Source organism: Haloarcula marismortui ATCC 43049 (assembly GCF_000011085.1).
GTDB classification, from domain to species: domain Archaea; phylum Halobacteriota; class Halobacteria; order Halobacteriales; family Haloarculaceae; genus Haloarcula; species Haloarcula marismortui.
Genome location: NC_006396.1, coordinates 1,702,497 through 1,720,919, shown reverse-complemented (window position 1 = coordinate 1,720,919; position 18,423 = coordinate 1,702,497). Strand labels below are relative to the sequence as shown.

Annotated in this window: 18 protein-coding genes; 12 read left to right on the top strand and 6 right to left on the bottom strand. The window is 64.4% G+C overall.

Going from position 1 to position 18,423, the window contains the following annotated elements; genetic code table 11:
* Window positions 1–804, top strand: coding sequence for an agmatinase (gene speB, locus RR_RS12560; protein ID WP_007188748.1), 804 nt, complete (start codon window positions 1–3; stop codon window positions 802–804).
* Between the two features lie 35 nt (window positions 805–839).
* Here speB and RR_RS12555 read toward each other — a convergent pair whose 3' ends face one another.
* Window positions 840–1,865 carry an amidohydrolase family protein gene (locus RR_RS12555; RefSeq protein WP_011223929.1) on the bottom strand — a complete coding sequence of 342 codons (1,026 nt, stop codon included), beginning with the start codon at window positions 1,863–1,865 and terminating at the stop codon, window positions 840–842.
* 105 nt (window positions 1,866–1,970) lie between these two features.
* Here RR_RS12555 and RR_RS12550 point away from each other — a divergent pair, with 105 nt between their 5' ends.
* On the top strand, window positions 1,971–2,939 hold the full coding sequence (locus RR_RS12550) for an alpha/beta fold hydrolase (RefSeq protein WP_049939166.1): 969 nt from the start codon (window positions 1,971–1,973) through the stop codon (window positions 2,937–2,939).
* An 84-nt stretch (window positions 2,940–3,023) separates the two neighbouring features.
* On the opposite strand, the gene RR_RS12545 is transcribed toward RR_RS12550, so the two are convergent.
* Entirely contained in the window at window positions 3,024–3,890 is an 867-nt protein-coding gene (locus tag RR_RS12545) for a CheF family chemotaxis protein (protein ID WP_049938940.1), read from the bottom strand.
* Between the two features lie 181 nt (window positions 3,891–4,071).
* Here RR_RS12545 and RR_RS12540 point away from each other — a divergent pair, with 181 nt between their 5' ends.
* The 3 genes from RR_RS12540 to RR_RS12530 are packed head-to-tail and all read left to right on the top strand — an operon-like array spanning window position 4,072 to window position 6,253.
* Entirely contained in the window at window positions 4,072–4,869 is a 798-nt protein-coding gene (locus RR_RS12540; protein ID WP_007188752.1) for a hypothetical protein, read from the top strand.
* Window positions 4,870–4,920: 51 nt separating this feature from the next.
* Complete coding sequence (locus RR_RS12535) at window positions 4,921–5,685, top strand: Nif3-like dinuclear metal center hexameric protein (protein ID WP_011223927.1); 765 nt, start codon at window positions 4,921–4,923, stop codon at window positions 5,683–5,685.
* Between the two features lie 4 nt (window positions 5,686–5,689).
* On the top strand, window positions 5,690–6,253 hold the full coding sequence (locus RR_RS12530; protein WP_011223926.1) for a SprT-like domain-containing protein: 564 nt from the start codon (window positions 5,690–5,692) through the stop codon (window positions 6,251–6,253).
* Here the strand turns inward: RR_RS12530 and RR_RS12525 are convergent, their stop codons facing one another.
* Together RR_RS12525 and RR_RS12520 are read right to left on the bottom strand one after the other, a co-directional pair.
* Complete coding sequence (locus tag RR_RS12525; RefSeq protein ID WP_011223925.1) at window positions 6,254–6,583, bottom strand: AzlD domain-containing protein; 330 nt, start codon at window positions 6,581–6,583, stop codon at window positions 6,254–6,256. It lies immediately after the preceding gene.
* Window positions 6,573–7,265 carry an AzlC family ABC transporter permease gene (locus RR_RS12520; protein ID WP_004958091.1) on the bottom strand — a complete coding sequence of 231 codons (693 nt, stop codon included), beginning with the start codon at window positions 7,263–7,265 and terminating at the stop codon, window positions 6,573–6,575. The genes RR_RS12525 and RR_RS12520 overlap by 11 nt, the downstream gene beginning before the upstream one ends.
* Before the next feature lie 133 nt (window positions 7,266–7,398).
* On the opposite strand from RR_RS12520, the gene RR_RS12515 reads away from it, so the two are divergent.
* From RR_RS12515 to RR_RS12505, 3 genes are all read left to right on the top strand, one after another.
* Window positions 7,399–8,412, top strand: coding sequence for a deoxyhypusine synthase (locus RR_RS12515; protein ID WP_011223924.1), 1,014 nt, complete (start codon window positions 7,399–7,401; stop codon window positions 8,410–8,412).
* 111 nt (window positions 8,413–8,523) lie between these two features.
* Window positions 8,524–9,525 (top strand): glycerophosphodiester phosphodiesterase, encoded by a 1,002-nt coding sequence (locus RR_RS12510; protein ID WP_011223923.1) that lies wholly within the window; start codon window positions 8,524–8,526, stop codon window positions 9,523–9,525.
* Between the two features lie 16 nt (window positions 9,526–9,541).
* A complete protein-coding gene (locus tag RR_RS12505; RefSeq protein WP_011223922.1) occupies window positions 9,542–10,045 on the top strand; it encodes an MGMT family protein in 504 nt (167 codons plus the stop codon).
* Here RR_RS12505 and RR_RS12500 read toward each other — a convergent pair.
* Together RR_RS12500 and lonB are read right to left on the bottom strand one after the other, a co-directional pair.
* Window positions 10,042–10,863, bottom strand: coding sequence for a CPBP family intramembrane glutamic endopeptidase (locus RR_RS12500; RefSeq protein ID WP_007188757.1), 822 nt, complete (start codon window positions 10,861–10,863; stop codon window positions 10,042–10,044). The genes RR_RS12505 and RR_RS12500 overlap by 4 nt on opposite strands.
* Window positions 10,864–12,993, bottom strand: a complete 2,130-nt coding sequence (gene lonB, locus RR_RS12495) for an ATP-dependent protease LonB (protein ID WP_004958081.1) — start codon at window positions 12,991–12,993, stop codon at window positions 10,864–10,866.
* 170 nt (window positions 12,994–13,163) lie between these two features.
* Between lonB and RR_RS12490 the strand changes: the two genes are divergently transcribed.
* The 4 genes from RR_RS12490 to nth all read left to right on the top strand — a co-directional run bounded on the left by RR_RS12490 (window position 13,164) and on the right by nth (window position 18,333).
* Window positions 13,164–13,730, top strand: a complete 567-nt coding sequence (locus RR_RS12490; RefSeq protein ID WP_004958079.1) for a nicotinamide-nucleotide adenylyltransferase — start codon at window positions 13,164–13,166, stop codon at window positions 13,728–13,730.
* Window positions 13,730–14,509 (top strand): SAM hydrolase/SAM-dependent halogenase family protein, encoded by a 780-nt coding sequence (locus tag RR_RS12485; protein WP_011223921.1) that lies wholly within the window; start codon window positions 13,730–13,732, stop codon window positions 14,507–14,509. The genes RR_RS12490 and RR_RS12485 overlap by 1 nt, the downstream gene beginning before the upstream one ends.
* A 76-nt stretch (window positions 14,510–14,585) precedes the next feature.
* On the top strand, window positions 14,586–17,057 hold the full coding sequence (locus RR_RS12480; protein WP_011223920.1) for a DUF5059 domain-containing protein: 2,472 nt from the start codon (window positions 14,586–14,588) through the stop codon (window positions 17,055–17,057).
* Window positions 17,058–17,496: 439 nt separating this feature from the next.
* A complete protein-coding gene (gene nth / locus RR_RS12475) occupies window positions 17,497–18,333 on the top strand; it encodes an endonuclease III domain-containing protein (protein ID WP_011223919.1) in 837 nt (278 codons plus the stop codon).
* Window positions 18,334–18,423 lie beyond the last annotated feature (90 nt).

The following is an 18,423-nucleotide window of genomic DNA, read 5'->3' as shown; positions in this document are numbered from 1 at the left end:
ATGCTGCCCGGTGCGGGGGCCGACCGCGGGGCGGCCGACTACGCGATTGTGGGCGCGCCGCTTGACGCATCGACATCGTTTCGCCCCGGCGCACGCTTTGGCCCCGACCGCATCCGCAAATTCGGCCAGCAGTTCGACGACTACGACCACCGCACCGACCAGCACTTCACTGATTGTTCCGTCTACGACCACGGCGACATCGGTCCCACGGCCGACGTTGCCGAGTACCTCACGTATCTTCAGGGTACCCTCTCGGATTTCAGCAGCGACAGGGCTGTCCCGCTCGTCGTCGGCGGCGAACACACTGTCTCGGTCGCTGGCGTGCGCGCGCTCGCTCCGGACGTGTTTGTCTGTCTGGACGCACACCTCGACTTGCGGGAATCCTACGCCGGCGACGAGTACTCTCATGCGACGGTGACCAACCACGCGCTCTCGGTGGCCGACGAAGCGGTCGTACTGGGCGCACGCACTGGCTCGGAAGCCGAATGGGACCGCGCGAGCGAAGCCGACGTGACCGTGGTTCCGCCCGAAGACGTTGCCGACTGGTCGCCCGCGTTCGACGACGAGCGGGTGTACCTCTCTGTGGACATCGACGCCGCCGACCCCGGGTTCGCGCCGGGCACCGGGACGCCGGAGCCGTTCGGCCTCGACCCACGCGAGATGCACGACGTGGTCCGGGCCGTCGCACCCCAGGCCGTCGGTTTCGACGTCGTCGAGGTCAACGACCGCGACGACGGGCAGGCGGCGACGCTGGCCGCGAAACTCCTTCGGGCGTTCGTGTTCGCCCACGCGGACCAGCGCTAATCGAAAAGATATCCGAGTCTCTTCCAGCCGTCGCGTTAGCAGATGACCCGGTCGATATCTAGCGGAGATGCCCGCCGGACAACTGCGTCAACTGGGTCAGCGACCGCCGAGAGGTTATCCGAGTCGCCATCGAGGACCAGTAGCGCGGCCCGGCGACCGGGTTCGATGACACCGCAATCGAGACCGACTGCTTCAGCTCCAGCGGTCGTCGCCATTCGAAGTACCGTCCGCGAAGAGAGGTCAAACGTTTTCGCGGTGTACTCCATCTCACGGAACATAGACGGGGCATTCAGCATCACGTTGTCCGTCCCAAGCGCTACGTCTGTGTACTCAAGCAGCGTCTCAATCGGTGGCCGGCCGACCCCGAGGACGCGGTTTGCACGGGGACAGACCGCGATGGGGACGTTCTGGTCGGCGACCCGTTCGAGGTGCTCCGCCTCGGCATGGACCATGTGGACCAGCAGGTCCGGGTCCAGATCCAGCGCCGGGTGGATATCGGTGGCGTCCGGTTCGCCGGCGTGGATAGCGAACGGAACCGCGCGCTCCTCGGCAGCGGCCCGCTCGGTGGTGAAATCGTCGTCGTTCGCGCCACTGGCACCGAACCCGTCAGCCACATCCAGCACCGCAGAGTCGTCGCTCCCGAAGATGAAGTCCTCAATATCGAGTCCCGAAGCGGCCTCGCGGAGCGCGGTTGCGCCGTCGATGCCGAACTCCCGGAAGTCGAGAAACGCTGCGGTACCGGTTCGCTGCATGAACCGGAGTGTGCGGTGCATCGCCGCAATTAGCGTCTCGTCGTCGGCCGCTTCGATTTGCTGGTGTTTCAGGCTGTCTGGCGGGACCACTGCTTCCTCCAACCCAAGCCCGACGGCTGCCTCCTTCGCAACAGAGTCGCCAACGTGGGTGTGTGCGTTCACGAACGCCGGCAGGACAATGCGGTCGTGGTCGCTCTCACGGGCCGGCGTCTCCTCGATGGCCGTTATGTACCCGTCTTCGACGACAACGTTGCCGTCGACCGGTTCGAACGACCGCCCGGCAAGGATGGTGCCCTCGATTCGCTCCATGCGATAGCGAGGGAGCGGAGCTATATGTGTCTCATGGAGACACAATCTGTTCTGTTCATCGTGAGCCACGGTACACTGATACGCCCGGCGCTGGACAGTCTACGTATGAGTGGCGGTACCACAGTTCCCGAGGACCGCGCGCTGTCGCCAGACGACTGGCCCCATCCAGCCGAGCGACGGTACGCGGACGCTCAGGCCCGCCTCGCCGACCACTACGACCTCGCCGTCGAGTCCAGAGTAACCGAGACAGACGCCGCGGGTCGCGTTCACTATCTCACCGGTGGGAACCCGGACGGCGACCCTGTCCTCCTCCTGCACGGCGTTGGGACGCCAGCAGCGACGTGGCTCCCCCTGTTCCCGGCGCTCACCGACGAGTATCGCGTGTACGCTCCCGACCGACCCGGTCTCGGCCTTTCGGCCGCTCCGAGCTACCGGGACCGGGACCTCCGGTCGTTTCTGGTGACGTACCTGCTGGAACTGCTCGATGACCTTGGGATTGACCGGCCCCACATGGTCGGCAACTCCCACGGCGGCCTCCAGTCGTTCCTGCTCGCAATCGACCACGACCGCGTGGACCGACTGCAACTGGTCGGTGCCCCGGGCGGCGTCTCGCGGGACCTCCCGCTCCTGTTTCGTCTGCTGACGGTTCGCGGTCTCAACCGCGTGTTGCTGTGGTTGCTCAACCGCGGCGACCCGGTTGAGAACGCGAGGCAGTCGATGCAGCGGGTCAATGTCGTCGACGGCTCGGCCATCCCTGAAGCGCTGTATGAACTGCTCGCAGCCGGGCAGGCCTTGCCCGGCCGGCCGGAGAGCCAGCGGTCGCTGGCGACGGCACAGGGGTCGTACGGCCGCGCCCACCCCCTCTTTGATATCCGGAACGAAATCGTGCGAATCGACCGCCCAACGCAGTTCGTCTGGGGGACGGAGGATGCTTTCTATCCGCCAGCTGTGGGCCGTCCCGTTACTGAAAAGATGTCACACGCCGAGTTTCATGAACTCCCGGGATACGGCCACACGCCGTGGCTGGAGCCCAACGACGACGCCGTGACACTGGTCCGTGAGTTTCTCGCCTGACTCGTATACAAGAACTTACAGAGTATACGACAGGTGAGTGGACAGCACTGGTCTGTTTTGTGTCTGTTGACATCTGGGTGGACCTCAGCTATCCCACCCACTGACGGCTTGCTCGGCGACGAGTACCCAGCCAAGCATTTCTAGCCGAACTTCGCCGTCTTCGAGCGTTACCAAGTCGTTCTCGATTAGTTCCTCGAGGAGGGCCGCCGGATCAGCTGATTCCTGTGACAGTACGCTTTTGGAATCTGTGCGCCCCCCGTGTGTGTAAAGTCTCGTCAGGGTTCTGACGACCGGGGGCGGCGGGGCGAGTTCCCGAAGCTCCTGCCGCAGACCGCCGTAGCTGCGCCGAAGGTACCGCCCGAGCAGATTGAGCTTCCGCGGGGGGTTCAGCGACAGGTCGACACCCACGACGACTCCCTGTCTGACGTACCGAAGGTCGACAGCCAGTTCCCGACGGCCCAGTAGTTCCTTTTTACTGCGACTAACGCCCACGATGGTTTCGAGGTCGACGTTGAGCGGCTGTCTGATACCGGTGCACCCGACTTTTCCGGGGGTGACTCGGAGTTCCCCGATTTCAAAACGCCGGTCTGTCACGCGCCCGCCGATTGTCGCGGGGTGGCACACAGCTACCTCTGTGCCGTCAAGCAACTGTCGGAACAATAGCCCGCTGACTCGGTCTAATGTCGACTCTGACCCGCCTATGAATAGGGCGACGCGCTGTCCACCGCGTTCGAACCCGATTGTGAGTACCGTTCCCGAGAGCGCTTCCACCGCGGCCCGTGGTGGTTGTCCCAGCCTGATGTCGAAAATCTCGTCTAGTCCGGCTTCCTCCGCCAGCTGGTCGCCTTCGACAACGACACCTGCGTTGTTGAGACGGAACTGTGCCTGACTCGGCGCCGCGGAAACGGACGGACAGAACACAGTCGTCGAGAGCTCGACTGTCCGGGTCACGGTTGATTCTCTCCCGGAGCGTATTCTGTGGTCACACGGACAGCAAAGGGCCTGACTGGGGAGTCTCGACGCGTCCAATTTATCGCAGACAGTAACAGTACACCCGGCGGGATGGCCACGGTGTATGTAGCAGCTATACCGGCATAAGCATTTTAGTAACCAGCATCTCCACGTAGCGGGTATGAACCAGCTATCGTCGTGTTACTTCTGTGGCGGCGCGCTCGATGTTTCGCTCTCCGAATATCCGATTATCCCGAAATCGCTGGACCCGGAAGCTGAGAAACAGGGGACTGTCGTTCTCTGCTCGACCTGCCGGGAGAAGCTCGCAACTATCGTCGAACCGGCCGTCGAGGCGGCGAAGGCGGACGCCCGCGAGACAGCGGAAACGGCTGGCGATGCCGGGACCACGGAGCCGCCGGGACTGCTGGACGAATCCGAGACGCCGACGACCGGCGGGCGGACGACCGATGAGCCGACGACCAGCGAGCAGACGACCGATGAACCGACAACCACCGATAGCGTAGTCGAGCCGGCCGATGACGGCTCGCTGTTGGGCGACGATAGCGCGAGTGCAGCGGGACAGGAACAGTCGGCGCAGTCAGCGGAGACAGCGGACGCGGCTGCGGAGTCCGATTCGACGAACGTGGCAGCGGCGGACACCACGGACAGGCAAATGGCGGAGCCGACTGCGTCGAGTGGCTCAGCGGCCAAAACTGAGAGCGGAGACACCGAACGTGGTTCGGACAGCGACGACAACGATAGCAGCGATGACGGCCCGTCGCTGACGAAACTGGAGTACAACAAGGTGATGCGCTTGCTCCAGAACCGTGAGATGCCCGTTGACCGCGCGGAAATCCGCGAGGTTGCGGTCAACGCCTACGATATCGACGGCGAGCAGTTCGACGCCATCATCGACGCCGCGGTGGACCGGGGCCTCATCGGGCAGGCGAACGGCCAGTTAGTCGAATCGGACGGGTAGCCAGACGCCAGTAGAGAAAAGCATACCACCGGCCATCTCGAAGCCCGCGTTATGAATGCCGGAGACATTGCGGCACGTCTTGACGATAGACTCGACATCGAGGCTTACGCCGACATCGACGCCAGTCCGAACGGTCTACAGGTCGGGCCGGCGAGCCAACCGGTCGAACACGTCGCCTTCGCAGTCGATGCGGCCGTCGAGACCATCGACCGCGCCGACGAGGTGGGCGCTGACCTGCTCGTAACGCACCACGGCATCGTCTGGGGCGGGATGGAACGCGTGACCGGAACCAACTACCGCCGCGTCGCGCCGCTAATCGACAACGACCTCGCGCTGTACGTCGCTCACCTCCCGCTGGACGGCCACCAGTCGCTTGGTAACGCTGCCGGTGTTGCTGACCTGCTGGACCTCAACAACCGTGCCCCGTTCGGGGCGATGGGCGGCGAGTACATCGGCCAGCGTGGAACGCTCTCGGAGCCACAGACGGTCTCCGAACTCGCAGGTTCGCTTGAAGGCCTAGATACTGGCGGACAGCCAGTTCAGGTTCTGGACTTCGGCCCGTCGACTGTCGAGGACGTCGCCATCGTGACTGGGAGCGGCGTCGACTGGCTGCAAGAGGCGGTCGAGGCGGACGCTGACGTGCTCATCACCGGTGAGGGGAAACAGCAGGCCTTCCACGAGGCGCGCGAGCAGGGGATGCACGTCGTTCTCGCTGGCCACTACGCGACCGAAACGTTCGGCGTCCAGTCGCTCCAGACCGTCGTCGAGGACTTGGGACTGGAGACGACCTACATCGACTGTCCGACCGGGCTCTGAGGCGATGGACGAGGGCGTTTCGTTCGAGGGCATCAACTCGGATGCGGACCTTATCGTCTGGTCACGACAGTACTGCAAGCGAGTCCGCCGCGAGCATGGCGTCTCGGTTCGGTTCGACCTCGTCGACTGGGAGGTGTCACACCGAGCCAAGCGACGGGCCGCCGCGGTCAAGCGGCCGAAACTGGACGCCGCCACTGTCGGCCAGCGGTACGACTGGGACAGTGTCGAGGGGAGCGACGGCCGCCAGCTTCCGTGTACGGTGTCGCTGACCTGGGACGCGTTTTCGGCCTTCGAGCGGGATGCGTGGGAAGCGACGCTGCGCCACGAACTCATCCACGTTGAGCAGTACCAGCGCGACGGGACGACCGACCACGGCGAGGCTTTCCGGGAGCGGGCCGACCAGCTTGACACTGATATTCACTGTCCGGCCTTCACCGACCCGAAGCACGTCCTCACCTGCGCGGCGTGTGGCGACCTCGTCGCCCGTCGTTATCAGGACTGTCCGCTCGTCGAGCAACGCGAGCAGTACCGGTCGGACTGCTGTGGGGCCTCGCTGGAACTGGCCTGACTACAGCAGGAACCTGATGGCCCAGAGGACGCCCATCCCGGTCACCATCGTCGCGAACACGTCTTCAGTCCGCCAGGCGACGCCTGCTGCGAGCGCGCCGGCGATGAACTTGTCTGGGGCGAAACTACTGGCGTCGAGGGCCACGAACGACGGGAGGACAAGCGCAGCAAGGACGGCGGCGGGGACGAACCGCAACACCCGCTTGACGACCGGCGGAATCTCGTCGAGCCGACCGAACAGCGCGATAAAGGAGAGCCGACAGGCGTACGTCAGCACGCCGATGACAGCGATGACACCGGCGATCTCAACTGGGCCGTAGTTAGTCGCCATCGGTGCCTCCTGTGGCGGACTCGGTGAGAACACCAGCGGTGATGCCAACGCCGGCCGCGACGAGCAGCCCGAGGTTGAGCGGGAGCCCAGCGCCGACCACGGCGATGGCTCCACCGACGGCGGCGGCGACAGCGGTCGCTGCGTCCTCGATTGCCGGGACCAGAATCGCGAGGAAGACCAGCGGGATAGCGAATTCGAGACCCCAGGCGTCCGGGACGCCGGTCCCGAGTAGCGCCCCCGCGATAGTCGTGACCTGCCACACCGCCCAGAGCGTCACGGCGACGCCAAGGTAGTACCACTTCCGGTCGGTCTCGCTGTCGGACCGGTAGCTGGCGACCGACAGCGCGTACGCTTGATCGGTCAACACGTAGGCGAGCATCGCTTTCCACCGGCCGGTGAAATTCCGGAAGTACGGCGCGATTGATGCCGAGTACATCAGAAGCCGGAGGTTGATGACGACTGCCGTTGCAACGACAACCGTCAGCGGTGCGTTCTGTCCCAGCAACTCTAGCGCCGCGAGCTGTGATGCGCCGGCGAAGACAACCACCGACAATCCGACCGCGGCTGGCAGTCCCAGCCCGGCGTTAACCGTCGCGATGCCGGCAACGAGGCCAAACGGGATAATCCCCAGCAGAAGCGGCGCAACATCACGAACGCCGCGCCGAAACGAAGCGGTATCCATAGCTCTCCATCCAACGCAGGGGCGTCTAAGCCCTCCGTTTCAGTTGCGGTATGTGACGGCAAGTCGACACATGGTCCGTGCCCGTCGTGGCGAACCACGACGTTGAAACCCGCCCGCGCTCGACTGCACAGCAATGAGCGACCACACCGACGAGCGAGAGACGTTCCATCACGACCCCATCGGGCACGCGGAAGCTCGGGCCGGAATGACGGTCGGCGAACTGGCTAACAGCTACGGCGAGGCCGGCATCGGCGCGAGCGACATCCACGAGGCCGTCGATATCTACAGCCAGATGCTCGATGACGACGTGACGACCTTCTTCGGACTCGCCGGTGCGATGGTCCCGACCGGGATGCGGGCTATCGTCAGCGAACTCATCCGCGACGGCCACATCGATGTGCTCGTCACGACGGGGGCGAACTGCACCCACGACAGCATCGAGGCCATCGGCGGCAAGCACCACCACGGCGAGGTGACACCTGAAGGGCAAACGGAGCGCGAACACGACGAGACGCTCCGGGATGAGGGCGTCGACCGTATCTACAACGTCTATCTCCCACAGGAGCATTTCGTCCTGTTCGAGAACCATCTCCGGGACGAAGTGTTCTCCACGCTGGAAGACGAAGGCCCGGTTTCGATCCAGCGTATGACGGAGGAACTCGGTCGGGCCAACAGCGAAGTCAACGAGCGTGAGGACGTGCCCGAGGACGCTGGCGTGCTGGCGGCGGCCTACGAGAACGACGTGCCGGTGTACTGCCCGGCCTTCCAGGACTCCGTGCTGGGCCTGCAAGCGTGGATGTACTCTCAGACCAGCGAGTTCACGATCGACGCGCTGGCGGATATGACACAGATCACGGACATCGCGTACGAGGCTGACAGCGCCGGTGCGATGGTTGTCGGCGGCGGCGTCCCGAAGAACTACGTCCTCCAGACGATGCTCGTCTCGCCCGACGCCTACGACTACGCCGTCCAGTTGACGATGGACCCCTCGAACACCGGCGGTCTCTCCGGCGCGACGCTTGATGAGGCCCGCTCGTGGGGGAAACTTGAAAAGGACGCCCGGAATGTCTCGGTGTATGCCGACGCGACGATTACACTCCCACTGGTCGTGGCCGCGGCCCGCGAGCGCCACAGTACGGAAGCGTAATCACTTCGACGGAGGCGGCTACAGACCCGGCCGTTGTGGGACACATCTACTGAGAGACATATATTCCACATATAAACGGTCTTTCACGACCGCTCGGCAGCCGTATCTAGCATGTCAGAGTACATCGGTCGACGGACATTTGTCGAAGGGACGGCGGCGACGCTGGCGAGTTCCGGGATTGCGGGGAGCACAGCAGCACAGGAATCCAATGGTGGTGAGTCAGGCACCGATGACGCCACCGACACGGAGGACGAGGGGATGACCGACGACACGACGCTCATCGCTCACCGCGGGTTTGCCGGCGTCTACCCGGAGAACACGGAACTGGCCGTCGAGGCCGCTTCGTTCGGCGGACCGGGAACGCAGACGGCCCACCGGCGCGCCGACATGGTCGAAGTCGATGTCGTGCCGACCGCCGATGGCACGCTCGTCACCTTCCACGACAACGGGCTGGCCGAACGCGACGGCGGCGAGCGCGGGCTGACAGACACCGAGGGCCTCGTTTTCGAGACCGACACGGATACTGTGACCAACGCGACTGTCTTGGGGACCGAAGAAACGGTCCCGACGCTTGAGACCGTCATGGACGCGATTCCACCGAGCGTCGCTGTCAATCTAGAGTTCAAGAACCCCGGGAGCGACGACCTCGCGTTCGCCGAGTCGCTGTCGGACCAGACACTGTCGACGCAGCGAGAACTGTGGCGACCCTACACCGAACGCGCGCTCGACCTCGTCAGCGAGTACGACAACGATATTCTCGTCTCGTCGTTCTACGAAGCTGCGCTTGCGACTGTCCGTGATTACGACGACTCGGTCCCCGTCGCCTTCCTTTTCTGGGATAGCATCGAGGAGGGGCTGGAGGTCACCCGCCGCTACGACTGCGACGCGATGAACGTCCCCCGGCATATGGTTCAGGGAACGCCCTTCTTCAACGACAGCGAGTACATCGACTCCGACCTGAGCGATATCGACCTCGTCGACATCGCTGCCGACGAGGACCGAGCCCTGAACACCTGGACCGTCGGCACGTGGTATCAGGCCTGGGAACTGGTCCAGGCTGGCGTCGACGGACTCATTTCCGACTATCCCACTGTGCTCTCGATTCAGGACTGATGAACGCCGATGCCGAATGTTGAAGGGCCGACCGGCCGACACCAATAGTATGGAAGCACCGACCGGGGACGCAGGAATCTACGCCCGTGAGTCGTCGTATCTCGACCGGTACGTCCAGCTTGGAGAAGCCGGCGACCGGATCATCTCGTTGTCGTTTCCGTCCCAGCCAGAGGCCGACGCTGGCGAGGACCACGCGCTGCTTGACCGCATCGACGAGTACCTTCAGGGGGTCGAAGACGACTTCGCTGATGTGACGGTCGGCCTCACGGCCCCGACGGACCAGCGAATAGTGCTGGAAGCTGTCCAGGAGATTCCGTACGGCGAAGATGCATCCGTCGCGCAGGTCGCGCGGATGACGCCGGACCTGAATGATGACGAAGAGGACGACCTCGCACAGGTCCGGGAGGCACTGGCCGCAAACCCCGTGCCGCTGTTGATTCCGGACCATCGGGTTCGAGACGGACCAAGCGCCGCGCCGCCGCCTGTCGAGCAAAAGCTCCGGGCTATCGAGGGTCTCTAGGCCCAGAGCCGGTCGACGCCCAGCCCCTCGTGGACAAGTAGTTCGAGGGCGTTGACGAGGTAGTGGGCGACGACGACGGCGAGTAAGCTGTTTGTCGCGATGAACAGGCCAGCGAGCGCCAACCCCAGCGTGCCGGTGACGACGATACCCACCCGGCCCTGTGCGCCGTGGCCCAGCGCGAAGGCGACAGAGGCGACGATAGCCATCGCCCACGCCGGCGCGTTGAGGCCGGCCACGGGGACGCCGATAGCCGCTGCCCGGAAGAGCAGTTCCTCGACGATAGCGATGACCGGCAAGACACCGCCCAGCAGGATGACCCAGCCGCCGGGCGAGTCCGGGGCGAGCAGTTCCCGTAGCGACTCATCGAAGGTGACGCCGAAGCCGTCTGCCAGCGCAGCGGCGCCCTCGTTCCCGACCCAGAAGCCGATTCCAGCGCCGATACCGATTGCCACTGCCGGCAACCCTGTCGAAAGTGCGTCACTGGTGACTCCAAACGCACTGGCGGGGATTTCGAAATAAAACGCGCCGGCGACTAGCAGCACGCCGAACAGCCCCTGTGTGAACGCGACGTTGGCAAGCAACGCCCCTGTCGAGACATCGCTCGGGGCGAGCGTGTCGCGCATCTGTTGTCGCTGGGCCGCCGCCCGTTGCGTTTCGAACCGTGGGATGGTCGGGTCCCTGTCGGCCATTGAGACGCCGTCGACTGTGGATGAGACGCCGCCGTCGGACCGTACGGCTCCCTGCGAGAGCCGTGCGAGACCGAGAAGCGCGGTTAAAAGAAACCCCGTCAGGCCGACGAATGCGGCCCACTCGGGCATTTATTGCGGACTTGGACTGCCGCCCTGCCGGCCGACCTCGTGGTCGAGTGCCTTGCCCGTGATGGACTTGAGGCGGTCGACCAGCGAGTCTTTCTCGGCTTCGCCGGCGAGTGCGACCTCGAGGACCTCTGAGATGTGCGAGACGGGAATGATCTCGATCATGTCCTCGTACTCGTCCTCGATCATCACGTCCTGCGTGTTCGCCTCGGGGATGATGACCGTATCGAGGCCGGACTTGGCGGCCGCCTCGATCTTGTGCGTGACACCGCCGACCGGGAGTACGTCACCCCGGACCGACAGTGAGCCGGTCATGGCGAGGTTCTGCTTGATCGGAACGTCTTCTATCGCGGAGATAACCGCGGTAGCGACTGTGATAGAGGCGGAGTCGCCGTCGACGCCACCTTCACCGGCCTGGACGAACTGGATGTGAACGTCCTTCTCGGAGATGTCCTCGTCAGAGAACTTCTTGATGATCGCCGAGACGTTCTGGACAGCCTCTTCGGCCATCTCCTTGAGCTGTCCCGTGGCGATGACCTGACCGGGGCCCTGTGACGGGCTGACCTCGGCCATCACGGGGAGGACGATACCGCTGTCCTCGCCCATGACGGCGAGCCCGTTGACGCGGCCGACCACGTCGCCCTGGTTGACGGTGAGCTCGTAGTCCTTGCGGCGCTCGATGTAGTTGTCCGCGAGCTGTTGCTCGATGGACCGGGAGCGCCGTTTGGCCTGCAGGACATCTGCGCGCTCGGTGCGGTCGCGGTCCTCGGCGCGGGCGATGTCGCCAGCGACGCGGACCAGTCCGCCAAGGTCACGGAACTTCAGGCTGAGGTGGCCTTTTCGGCCGGCGCGACGCCGGGCCTCCAGGATGAGCTCCTGAACGGCCTCCTCGGTGAAGTGCGGGAGCCGCCCGTCGTTTTCGACCTCCTGGGCGATGAACCGAGCGTACTTCCGTCGCATCTCGGGGTCGTCCTCGATGGTGTCGTCCATGTACACCTCGTACCCGTACCCCTTGATACGGGAGCGCAGCGCGGGGTGCATATTCTCCATCGCGTCGAGGTTCCCCGCGGCGATCATGATGAAGTCACAGGGGACGGGCTCGGTCTGGACCATCGCACCCGAAGACCGCTCGGACTGGCCCGTAATGGAGAACTCGCCCTCCTGAATGGCCGTCATCAGCTTCTGCTGGCTGCGGATATCGAGCGTGTTGATCTCGTCGACGAACAGCACGCCCTTGTTGGCCTGGTGGATCGCGCCGGGCTCGACGCGGTCGTGGCTCGGCGTCTCCATCCCACCGGACTGGAACGGGTCGTGACGAACGTCGCCCAGCAGCGCACCGGCGTGGGCACCCGTGGCGTCCTCGAACGGCGCGGTCTTCTGGTTGGCGTTGTTGACGAGCAGGTTCGGAATCATCGCGTCGCTGCCGCGCGAACCGTAGCGGAATGCGAGATAGATGACACCGGCCGCGAGAATCCCCAGCAGGACCTGCTGGACGAGGATCAGGGCGTAGCCGATGACGATGGCGATGATGATCCACATGAGGAAGGTCCGCATCTGGTTTCGCTTGCGGGCCTCCTCCTTGTGGGCCTCGACAATCTGTTCCCCTTTGCCGCCGGGGACAGTGCGTACTTTCGGTTCATTGCCGTCGTCGGGATTGTGATAGACAAGAACGTCCTGCAGTTCCTCTCGTGGGAGCAGCTGAGACATCGCCTTCGCCAGCATCGACTTCCCCGTTCCGGGGGAGCCAATCATCATCACGTGACGGCGCTGTTTGGCCGCCTTCTTGATCACGTCACGGGCGTGGTCCTGCCCGATGACCTGGTCGACGAGTCGGTCTGGCACTTCGATGTCGGCGGTCGATTCGATTTCGAGACCGCCAAGGAGATTCTCCTCATCTCCGTCCAGTTCAGACTCGCCGTCAACTTGGACATCGCTTCCGAGTGTCGTTTCGGACGTTTCTCCCTCGCCGGCCCATCGGTCCTCGGACGGGTCGGATGGCTCGTCTGCCGAGGGCTCAGAGGCGGGTTCGTTGGGGTCCTGTTTGGCCCCGTTGGTCGACGCCTCTTCCTCCCCAGCGTCGGATGCCTCCCGGTCAGGGTCGGGAGTCGCGTCGGTGTCGGTGTTGTCGCTCATACAAACGTTGCTAACATACTCATGGAAGGCCTGTCGACTGATATACTTTCTCCCCGTGTCGGTTGTTGCAACACCCCGAAAACCGCAGTACAGCGCCCGAATTAGGTGGGGTTGTATTCCGGCAGTACCGCGTCGTCGGGTTTATCAAACCACCACACCCACTGGGGAATATGCGTGGGTTCTACATCGGTCGCTTCCAGCCCTACCACAATGGCCATCACTCGATGGTCGAGCGGATCTCGGAGGAGGTCGACGAGCTTGTACTGGGTATCGGGAGCGCCGACGATTCACACACCACACACGACCCCTTTACGGCCGGTGAACGGATCATGATGATCACGAAGGCCGTCGCAGAGTACGACCTGACGACTTATGTCGTTCCCCTTGAGGACATCAACCGCAACGCCGTCTGGGTGAGCCACGTCGAGAGTATGTGCCCGGACTTCGACGTGGCGTACTCGAACAATCCGCTTGTCGTCCGCTTGTTCGAGGAGGCCGGTATCGAGGTCCGCCAGTCGCCGATGTTCGACCGCGACCGACTGGAGGGCAGCGAGATCCGCCAGCGGATGATCGACGACGAGTCCTGGCGTGACCGGGTCCCGGCATCTGTTGTGGAAGTCATCGAGGAGATCCACGGCATCAAGCGACTCCAGCACGTCTCAGACAGCGACTCGCTCGAACGGTACGCCGCCACGGGCGAATCGCTCCCCGAATCACTCGACGACCTTGACGACTGATGATAACCCTCAGTTCTGACTTCGGCTCGCCCTATCCGGCGGCGATGAAAGGCGTCATCTGTCAGGCGACCGACGCGCGTATCGAGGATATCGCTCACGATTTCCCACGGCAGGACGTGCGGGCAGCGGCGTTCTGGCTCACGCAAACGCTCCCGTACTTTCCGCCGGCAGTCCACTGTGTCGTCGTCGACCCGGGCGTTGGAACCGACAGAGACGCCATCGTCGTCCGCGCGGGCGACCACGCGCTCGTGGGGCCTGACAACGGCGTCCTCCTGCCAGTCGCCCGTGAACTGGCTGAAACCGAGAACGACGCCCCGGACACATTCGAGGTGTTCACCTGGGCCTACGACGACCCGGCGAGTACGACGTTCCACGGGCGGGACGTGTTTGCGCCCGCCGCGGCGGCCGTCCACGACACCGGCGTCGATACCATTGAAACCCTTTCTGAAATCGACCCAACTGAGGACTACGCTGATCTCCGGTTCCCGGCAGCCGCAGTCGATGGTGACGGAGCGACCGGCGAGGTACTCGTCGTCGATGACTTCGGGAACGCCGTGACGAACATACCCGGCGAGGTCCTCGCGGGACAGTTCGGCGAGGTGGTCTCGGTCGACGGTGTTGAGGCCCCAGTCCATCGAGCCTACGCTGCCGTCGACAAGAGTCAGCGACTCGTCACCGTCGGCAGTCACGGGAACGTCGAACTCGCCGTTAACCGCGGCCGTGGCGACGAAGCGTTCGGGGTCAGCACCGGCGACACAGTTACCATCTCACTGTGTTGACGTGTAGCCACACAGCGGTTTAGGCTCGCCAAAACATCGGTGGTCTTAAGTCTTTTAGGCAACCCTAATCGAGCGTATGCCACAGAGACGTGACTTGCTGAAGACGGTGGGGATCGCTGCGACGGGACTACTTGCTGGGTGTCCCAGTCAGGGGTCGACAGAATCGAACACGGCGTCGGCGGACACCGACACGACAGAACAGGAAGCGACCGCGGGAACAGACGAGGGCGGCGAAAGCGGTGTTTCGGTCGGGCCGATGACCGCTGTCGCGACCGAGTGGAACGTCTACCGGGCGCGGCTGCACGATGCCGTCGCGCTGGGTCGGGCCGGTGCGCCCGGTGCCGGAGCGACCGTCGCACAGAACATTTTTGCCCAGTTCGAAGGGGCGTCGGGCGAGTACGGGGCCCACGAACAGCTTGAGTCCACGTCAGAGTCAGCGTACGAGGGCTTTGAGGATGCCCTCGGGACGGTCCAGTCGTCGCTGTCCGAGGGCAACGTATCGGAAGCCGCGTCGGCCGCGGACAAAGCGTCGGGCCACCTCCAGACAGCGCAGCAGGCCGCTGCCGGACAGCAGGCCACCAGAGTGCTGGACCTGCTCTTGCTGGGCAGTCGGGCGAGCAATGCCGCCATGGCCGGGACGCTGGGCGCTTTCGAGGGGGCCGCCACGATCGCGGAAGAGACGATGACCGCGTTCGAGGACGCGCTGGTGTACAGCAAAATAGAGGCTGCGGACGCAGAATCCTACGAGGCCTTTGAGAACGCACTGGCCGGCATCGGTTCCGCCGCAGGCAGTGAAGACGCGAGCGGCGTCACCGAACAGGCCCGCGCCGCACTGGATGCGACCGTTTCGGGCGCGTATGCGCTGGTCCAGCCGGCGTCGGTCGCCGGTGCGGGCCACCTTGCGACGATGCAGGCCCGTGGCTGGGACGCGGCCGCAGTCGTCTCGGGCAGCGGCGTCGGGGCAGACTACGCCCACGCGACGACGCTGAACACGTACCGGGCCCGCGTCCACGACGCTGGGTGGCTGGCCCGTGCCGGCGAGACAGCCACCGCGGCGACGATGGTCGAGGACGTTTTTGCCCACTTCGAAGGCGCGGCCGCTCACGATGCCCTCGAAGAGGCGGACAGCGAGGCCTACGAAGCGTTCGAGTCCGGTTTGTCGGACCTCTCCTCAGCAATCGAGAACGGGAACACCGAGGGGGTCGCGTCGGCCGTCGAGACGGTCGACACCAATCTGGTCGCCGGCATCGAGGCGCTGGCCGGCGGGAACGCGCCGGTTCTCCAGTCGGGCTTCTTCAAAGCCCGCTTCGCCGACGCGCGCGAGCTGTACCGCCAGGGTCAGGCGGGGCAGGCAGCGACGCTCGTTTCGGACCTGTTCGCCCGGTTCGAGGAGAACCAGCTCGACTTCCACGAGACGCTAGAGGAGACCAGCGAGGACCTCTATCACCGCTTCGAGGAGGAACACCTCGTGGGGCTCCAGTCAGCCTACGAGAATGGCGATGATGACGCGGTCGGGACCCACCACGACGGCGTTCTCGCGGCGCTGCTGGAGTTCGAATCGGCCCACAGTGCCGCCGTCGCCAGCGGGTCCGGCGCGACCTACATGGCCGGCCTCGCCTTCGACGCCGCGGCGACGAACGCTCTCGGGAACGCCGACCGCGCAGCGTCGACTGCTCAGGGGGCGCTGGCGTTCTTCGAGTCCGGGGCCGCCGGCTACCATGAGGCACTCGAAGAGGCGAACGAGGACCTGTATCACCGCTTCGAGGACGAAGCACTCGGGAGCGTCATCTCCGCCGCGAACGACGGCGGTGACGTATACGCGGCCGCGAAGACGTTCTACGGCGCAGCCATCGAATCCGTGACGGCCATCGTCGGGTCGAGCGGCGGTGGCGAGACCGGTGCCGGGGCCGCGAGTGTCGTCAGCGACGTGTTCGCTACCTTCGAGAACGCCGCGGTGCACGACAAACTCGAAAACGCGGACGCGGAGGCGTACGAAGCCTATGAGGCCGCACTGAACGACTATGTCGCCGACTTGGAGAGCGGGTCAACCGACGGCGCGAGCGCGTTCGCAAACGCCGCCCGGACCGCTTCTTTCGCCGTCGTTGGCGCTGTCGACAGCGCCCCGAGCGGTTCCGGCGGCCACGGCGGCGAGGAGTCCGAGGCGACCGAGTCGTCACTGTCCGGCGGCCCGAACGTCGTCGAAGGCGTTCCCGAGGACGCCGACCACGTCGTCGACATGCAGGCTGTGGCGTTCGCGCCCGAGGAACTCACCGTCAGCGTCGGCGACACAGTCGCCTGGAAACACGCCGGTGGCGAGGCTCACAACGTCGTCGCGTACGAGGAGGAACTCCCGGACGACGCGACCTACTGGGCTTCCGGCGGGTTCGAAAGCGAGTCGGCCGCACGCGAGGGCTGGGAGAACGGTGAGGGGGCCGTTCAGTCCGGCCAGAGTTACGTTCACACGTTCGAGACGGCCGGCGAGCACGGATACTTCTGCGTTCCGCACGAGGCTGCGGGGATGGCTGGCACCGTTATCGTCGAGGAGTAATCACGCTCTCTTTTTTGGCCCGCCTAGAAACCGATGGCTTTTTGTGTTTTAGGGTAGCCTAAACAATTGTATGCCGGACGAACAGGCCACATCGAGGCGGGACATCTGTCGCCGTAGCGAGTCGGGTGCTGCCGTCCCTGTCGTCCGCGCAAACGCCGCCCTACAGGAGGTGAGAGCCTGGACGTGACCGTACATTGACCTGTCAGCTTCGACCATCTTTCGCGGCGACGACCACCGTGGGCATAGCCCGTCGCCGCACGCCACGAGCTTTTCGTGTCTGTCCCGTGGGCGTCTGCCCCAAGGACGCCCCATTTCAGGTCCTTTACTGTGGACCACTCTGGAATCACCACTTTTGATTAGCCGCCGGCAGGCGCTGAGTCCGCACTGGTAGCTGTTTTTCGGGGCAGGCGTTTTGAGTCCGCCAGCCCTGCGACTGGCTATGACTGACAAGGAACCAGCGGAGAACATCAGCGGCGGAACCGCTGGCGGTGGCCAGTCGGCAACGTTCGACCCGGAAACAGCGGGGACGCGGGCAGAAACCGTCGTGGACCGTCTCGGCGAGATGTACTGGACGAAAACCTACGGCGGCCGGGACGCCTACGAGTGTCTCGTCCGGACGATTCTCAGCCAGAACACATCCGACAAAGCGAGCCAGCCGGCCCACGACGACCTGATGGCTCGGTATGGCGGCGGGGAGGACGCGAACAGCGAGGGAGACATTGACAGCACTGACCTCGCCCGCGCGCTGGCCGACGCCGACCAGCCCGAACTCGCTGAAACCATCTCCTCGGCCGGGCTGTACAACCAGAAATCCGAGCGCATCATCGCACTGGCACAGCGCATCTGCGAGGAGTACGGCGGCGAAGCTGGCTTTGATGCGTTTGTTCGGGACAGCGACCCCGAGGCGGTGCGGTCGACGCTGCTCGACATGAACGGTGTCGGGCCAAAGACCGCTGATTGCGTCCTGCTGTTCGCAGGCGGTCGCGGCGGCGTGTTCCCCGTCGATACGCACGTCCACCGCATCGCCCGCCGGATGGGACTGGCCCCGGCCGACGCCGACCACGAGACCGTCCGTGCGTATCTGGAGCGCGACGTGCCCGCGGCGAAATGCGGCTTCGGCCATACGGCGATAATTCAGTTTGGCCGGGAGTACTGCTCGGCCAGAAAGCCGGCCTGTCTGGACGACCCCGATGCGTGCCCGCTGGCGGGTCACTGTGACCAGATCGGCGTGTACCCGGCCGCTGATGATGTTGTCGACCCATCCGAAACTGCCTGACGCACTCCACGGTATACTGTCGGTACTGTCGATGTGTGCTGGTATTGAACTCTTCCCGTCAGAAATTAAACTGAAGTGTGTTTCTGGAAG

What these genes read in the sequence shown, in the direction of transcription:
- speB (WP_007188748.1), top strand. Translation starts at nt 1, where the DNA reads ATGCTGCCCGGTGCGGGGGCCGACCGCGGGGCGGCCGACTACGCGATT.
- RR_RS12555 (WP_011223929.1), bottom strand. Translation starts at nt 1,865, where the DNA reads ATGGAGCGAATCGAGGGCACCATCCTTGCCGGGCGGTCGTTCGAACCG.
- RR_RS12550 (WP_049939166.1), top strand. Translation starts at nt 1,971, where the DNA reads ATGAGTGGCGGTACCACAGTTCCCGAGGACCGCGCGCTGTCGCCAGAC.
- RR_RS12540 (WP_007188752.1), top strand. Translation starts at nt 4,072, where the DNA reads ATGAACCAGCTATCGTCGTGTTACTTCTGTGGCGGCGCGCTCGATGTT.
- RR_RS12535 (WP_011223927.1), top strand. Translation starts at nt 4,921, where the DNA reads ATGAATGCCGGAGACATTGCGGCACGTCTTGACGATAGACTCGACATC.
- RR_RS12530 (WP_011223926.1), top strand. Translation starts at nt 5,690, where the DNA reads ATGGACGAGGGCGTTTCGTTCGAGGGCATCAACTCGGATGCGGACCTT.
- RR_RS12525 (WP_011223925.1), bottom strand. Translation starts at nt 6,583, where the DNA reads ATGGCGACTAACTACGGCCCAGTTGAGATCGCCGGTGTCATCGCTGTC.
- RR_RS12520 (WP_004958091.1), bottom strand. Translation starts at nt 7,265, where the DNA reads ATGGATACCGCTTCGTTTCGGCGCGGCGTTCGTGATGTTGCGCCGCTT.
- RR_RS12515 (WP_011223924.1), top strand. Translation starts at nt 7,399, where the DNA reads ATGAGCGACCACACCGACGAGCGAGAGACGTTCCATCACGACCCCATC.
- RR_RS12510 (WP_011223923.1), top strand. Translation starts at nt 8,524, where the DNA reads ATGTCAGAGTACATCGGTCGACGGACATTTGTCGAAGGGACGGCGGCG.
- RR_RS12505 (WP_011223922.1), top strand. Translation starts at nt 9,542, where the DNA reads ATGTTGAAGGGCCGACCGGCCGACACCAATAGTATGGAAGCACCGACC.
- RR_RS12500 (WP_007188757.1), bottom strand. Translation starts at nt 10,863, where the DNA reads ATGCCCGAGTGGGCCGCATTCGTCGGCCTGACGGGGTTTCTTTTAACC.
- lonB (WP_004958081.1), bottom strand. Translation starts at nt 12,993, where the DNA reads ATGAGCGACAACACCGACACCGACGCGACTCCCGACCCTGACCGGGAG.
- RR_RS12490 (WP_004958079.1), top strand. Translation starts at nt 13,164, where the DNA reads ATGCGTGGGTTCTACATCGGTCGCTTCCAGCCCTACCACAATGGCCAT.
- RR_RS12485 (WP_011223921.1), top strand. Translation starts at nt 13,730, where the DNA reads ATGATAACCCTCAGTTCTGACTTCGGCTCGCCCTATCCGGCGGCGATG.
- RR_RS12480 (WP_011223920.1), top strand. Translation starts at nt 14,586, where the DNA reads ATGCCACAGAGACGTGACTTGCTGAAGACGGTGGGGATCGCTGCGACG.
- nth (WP_011223919.1), top strand. Translation starts at nt 17,497, where the DNA reads ATGACTGACAAGGAACCAGCGGAGAACATCAGCGGCGGAACCGCTGGC.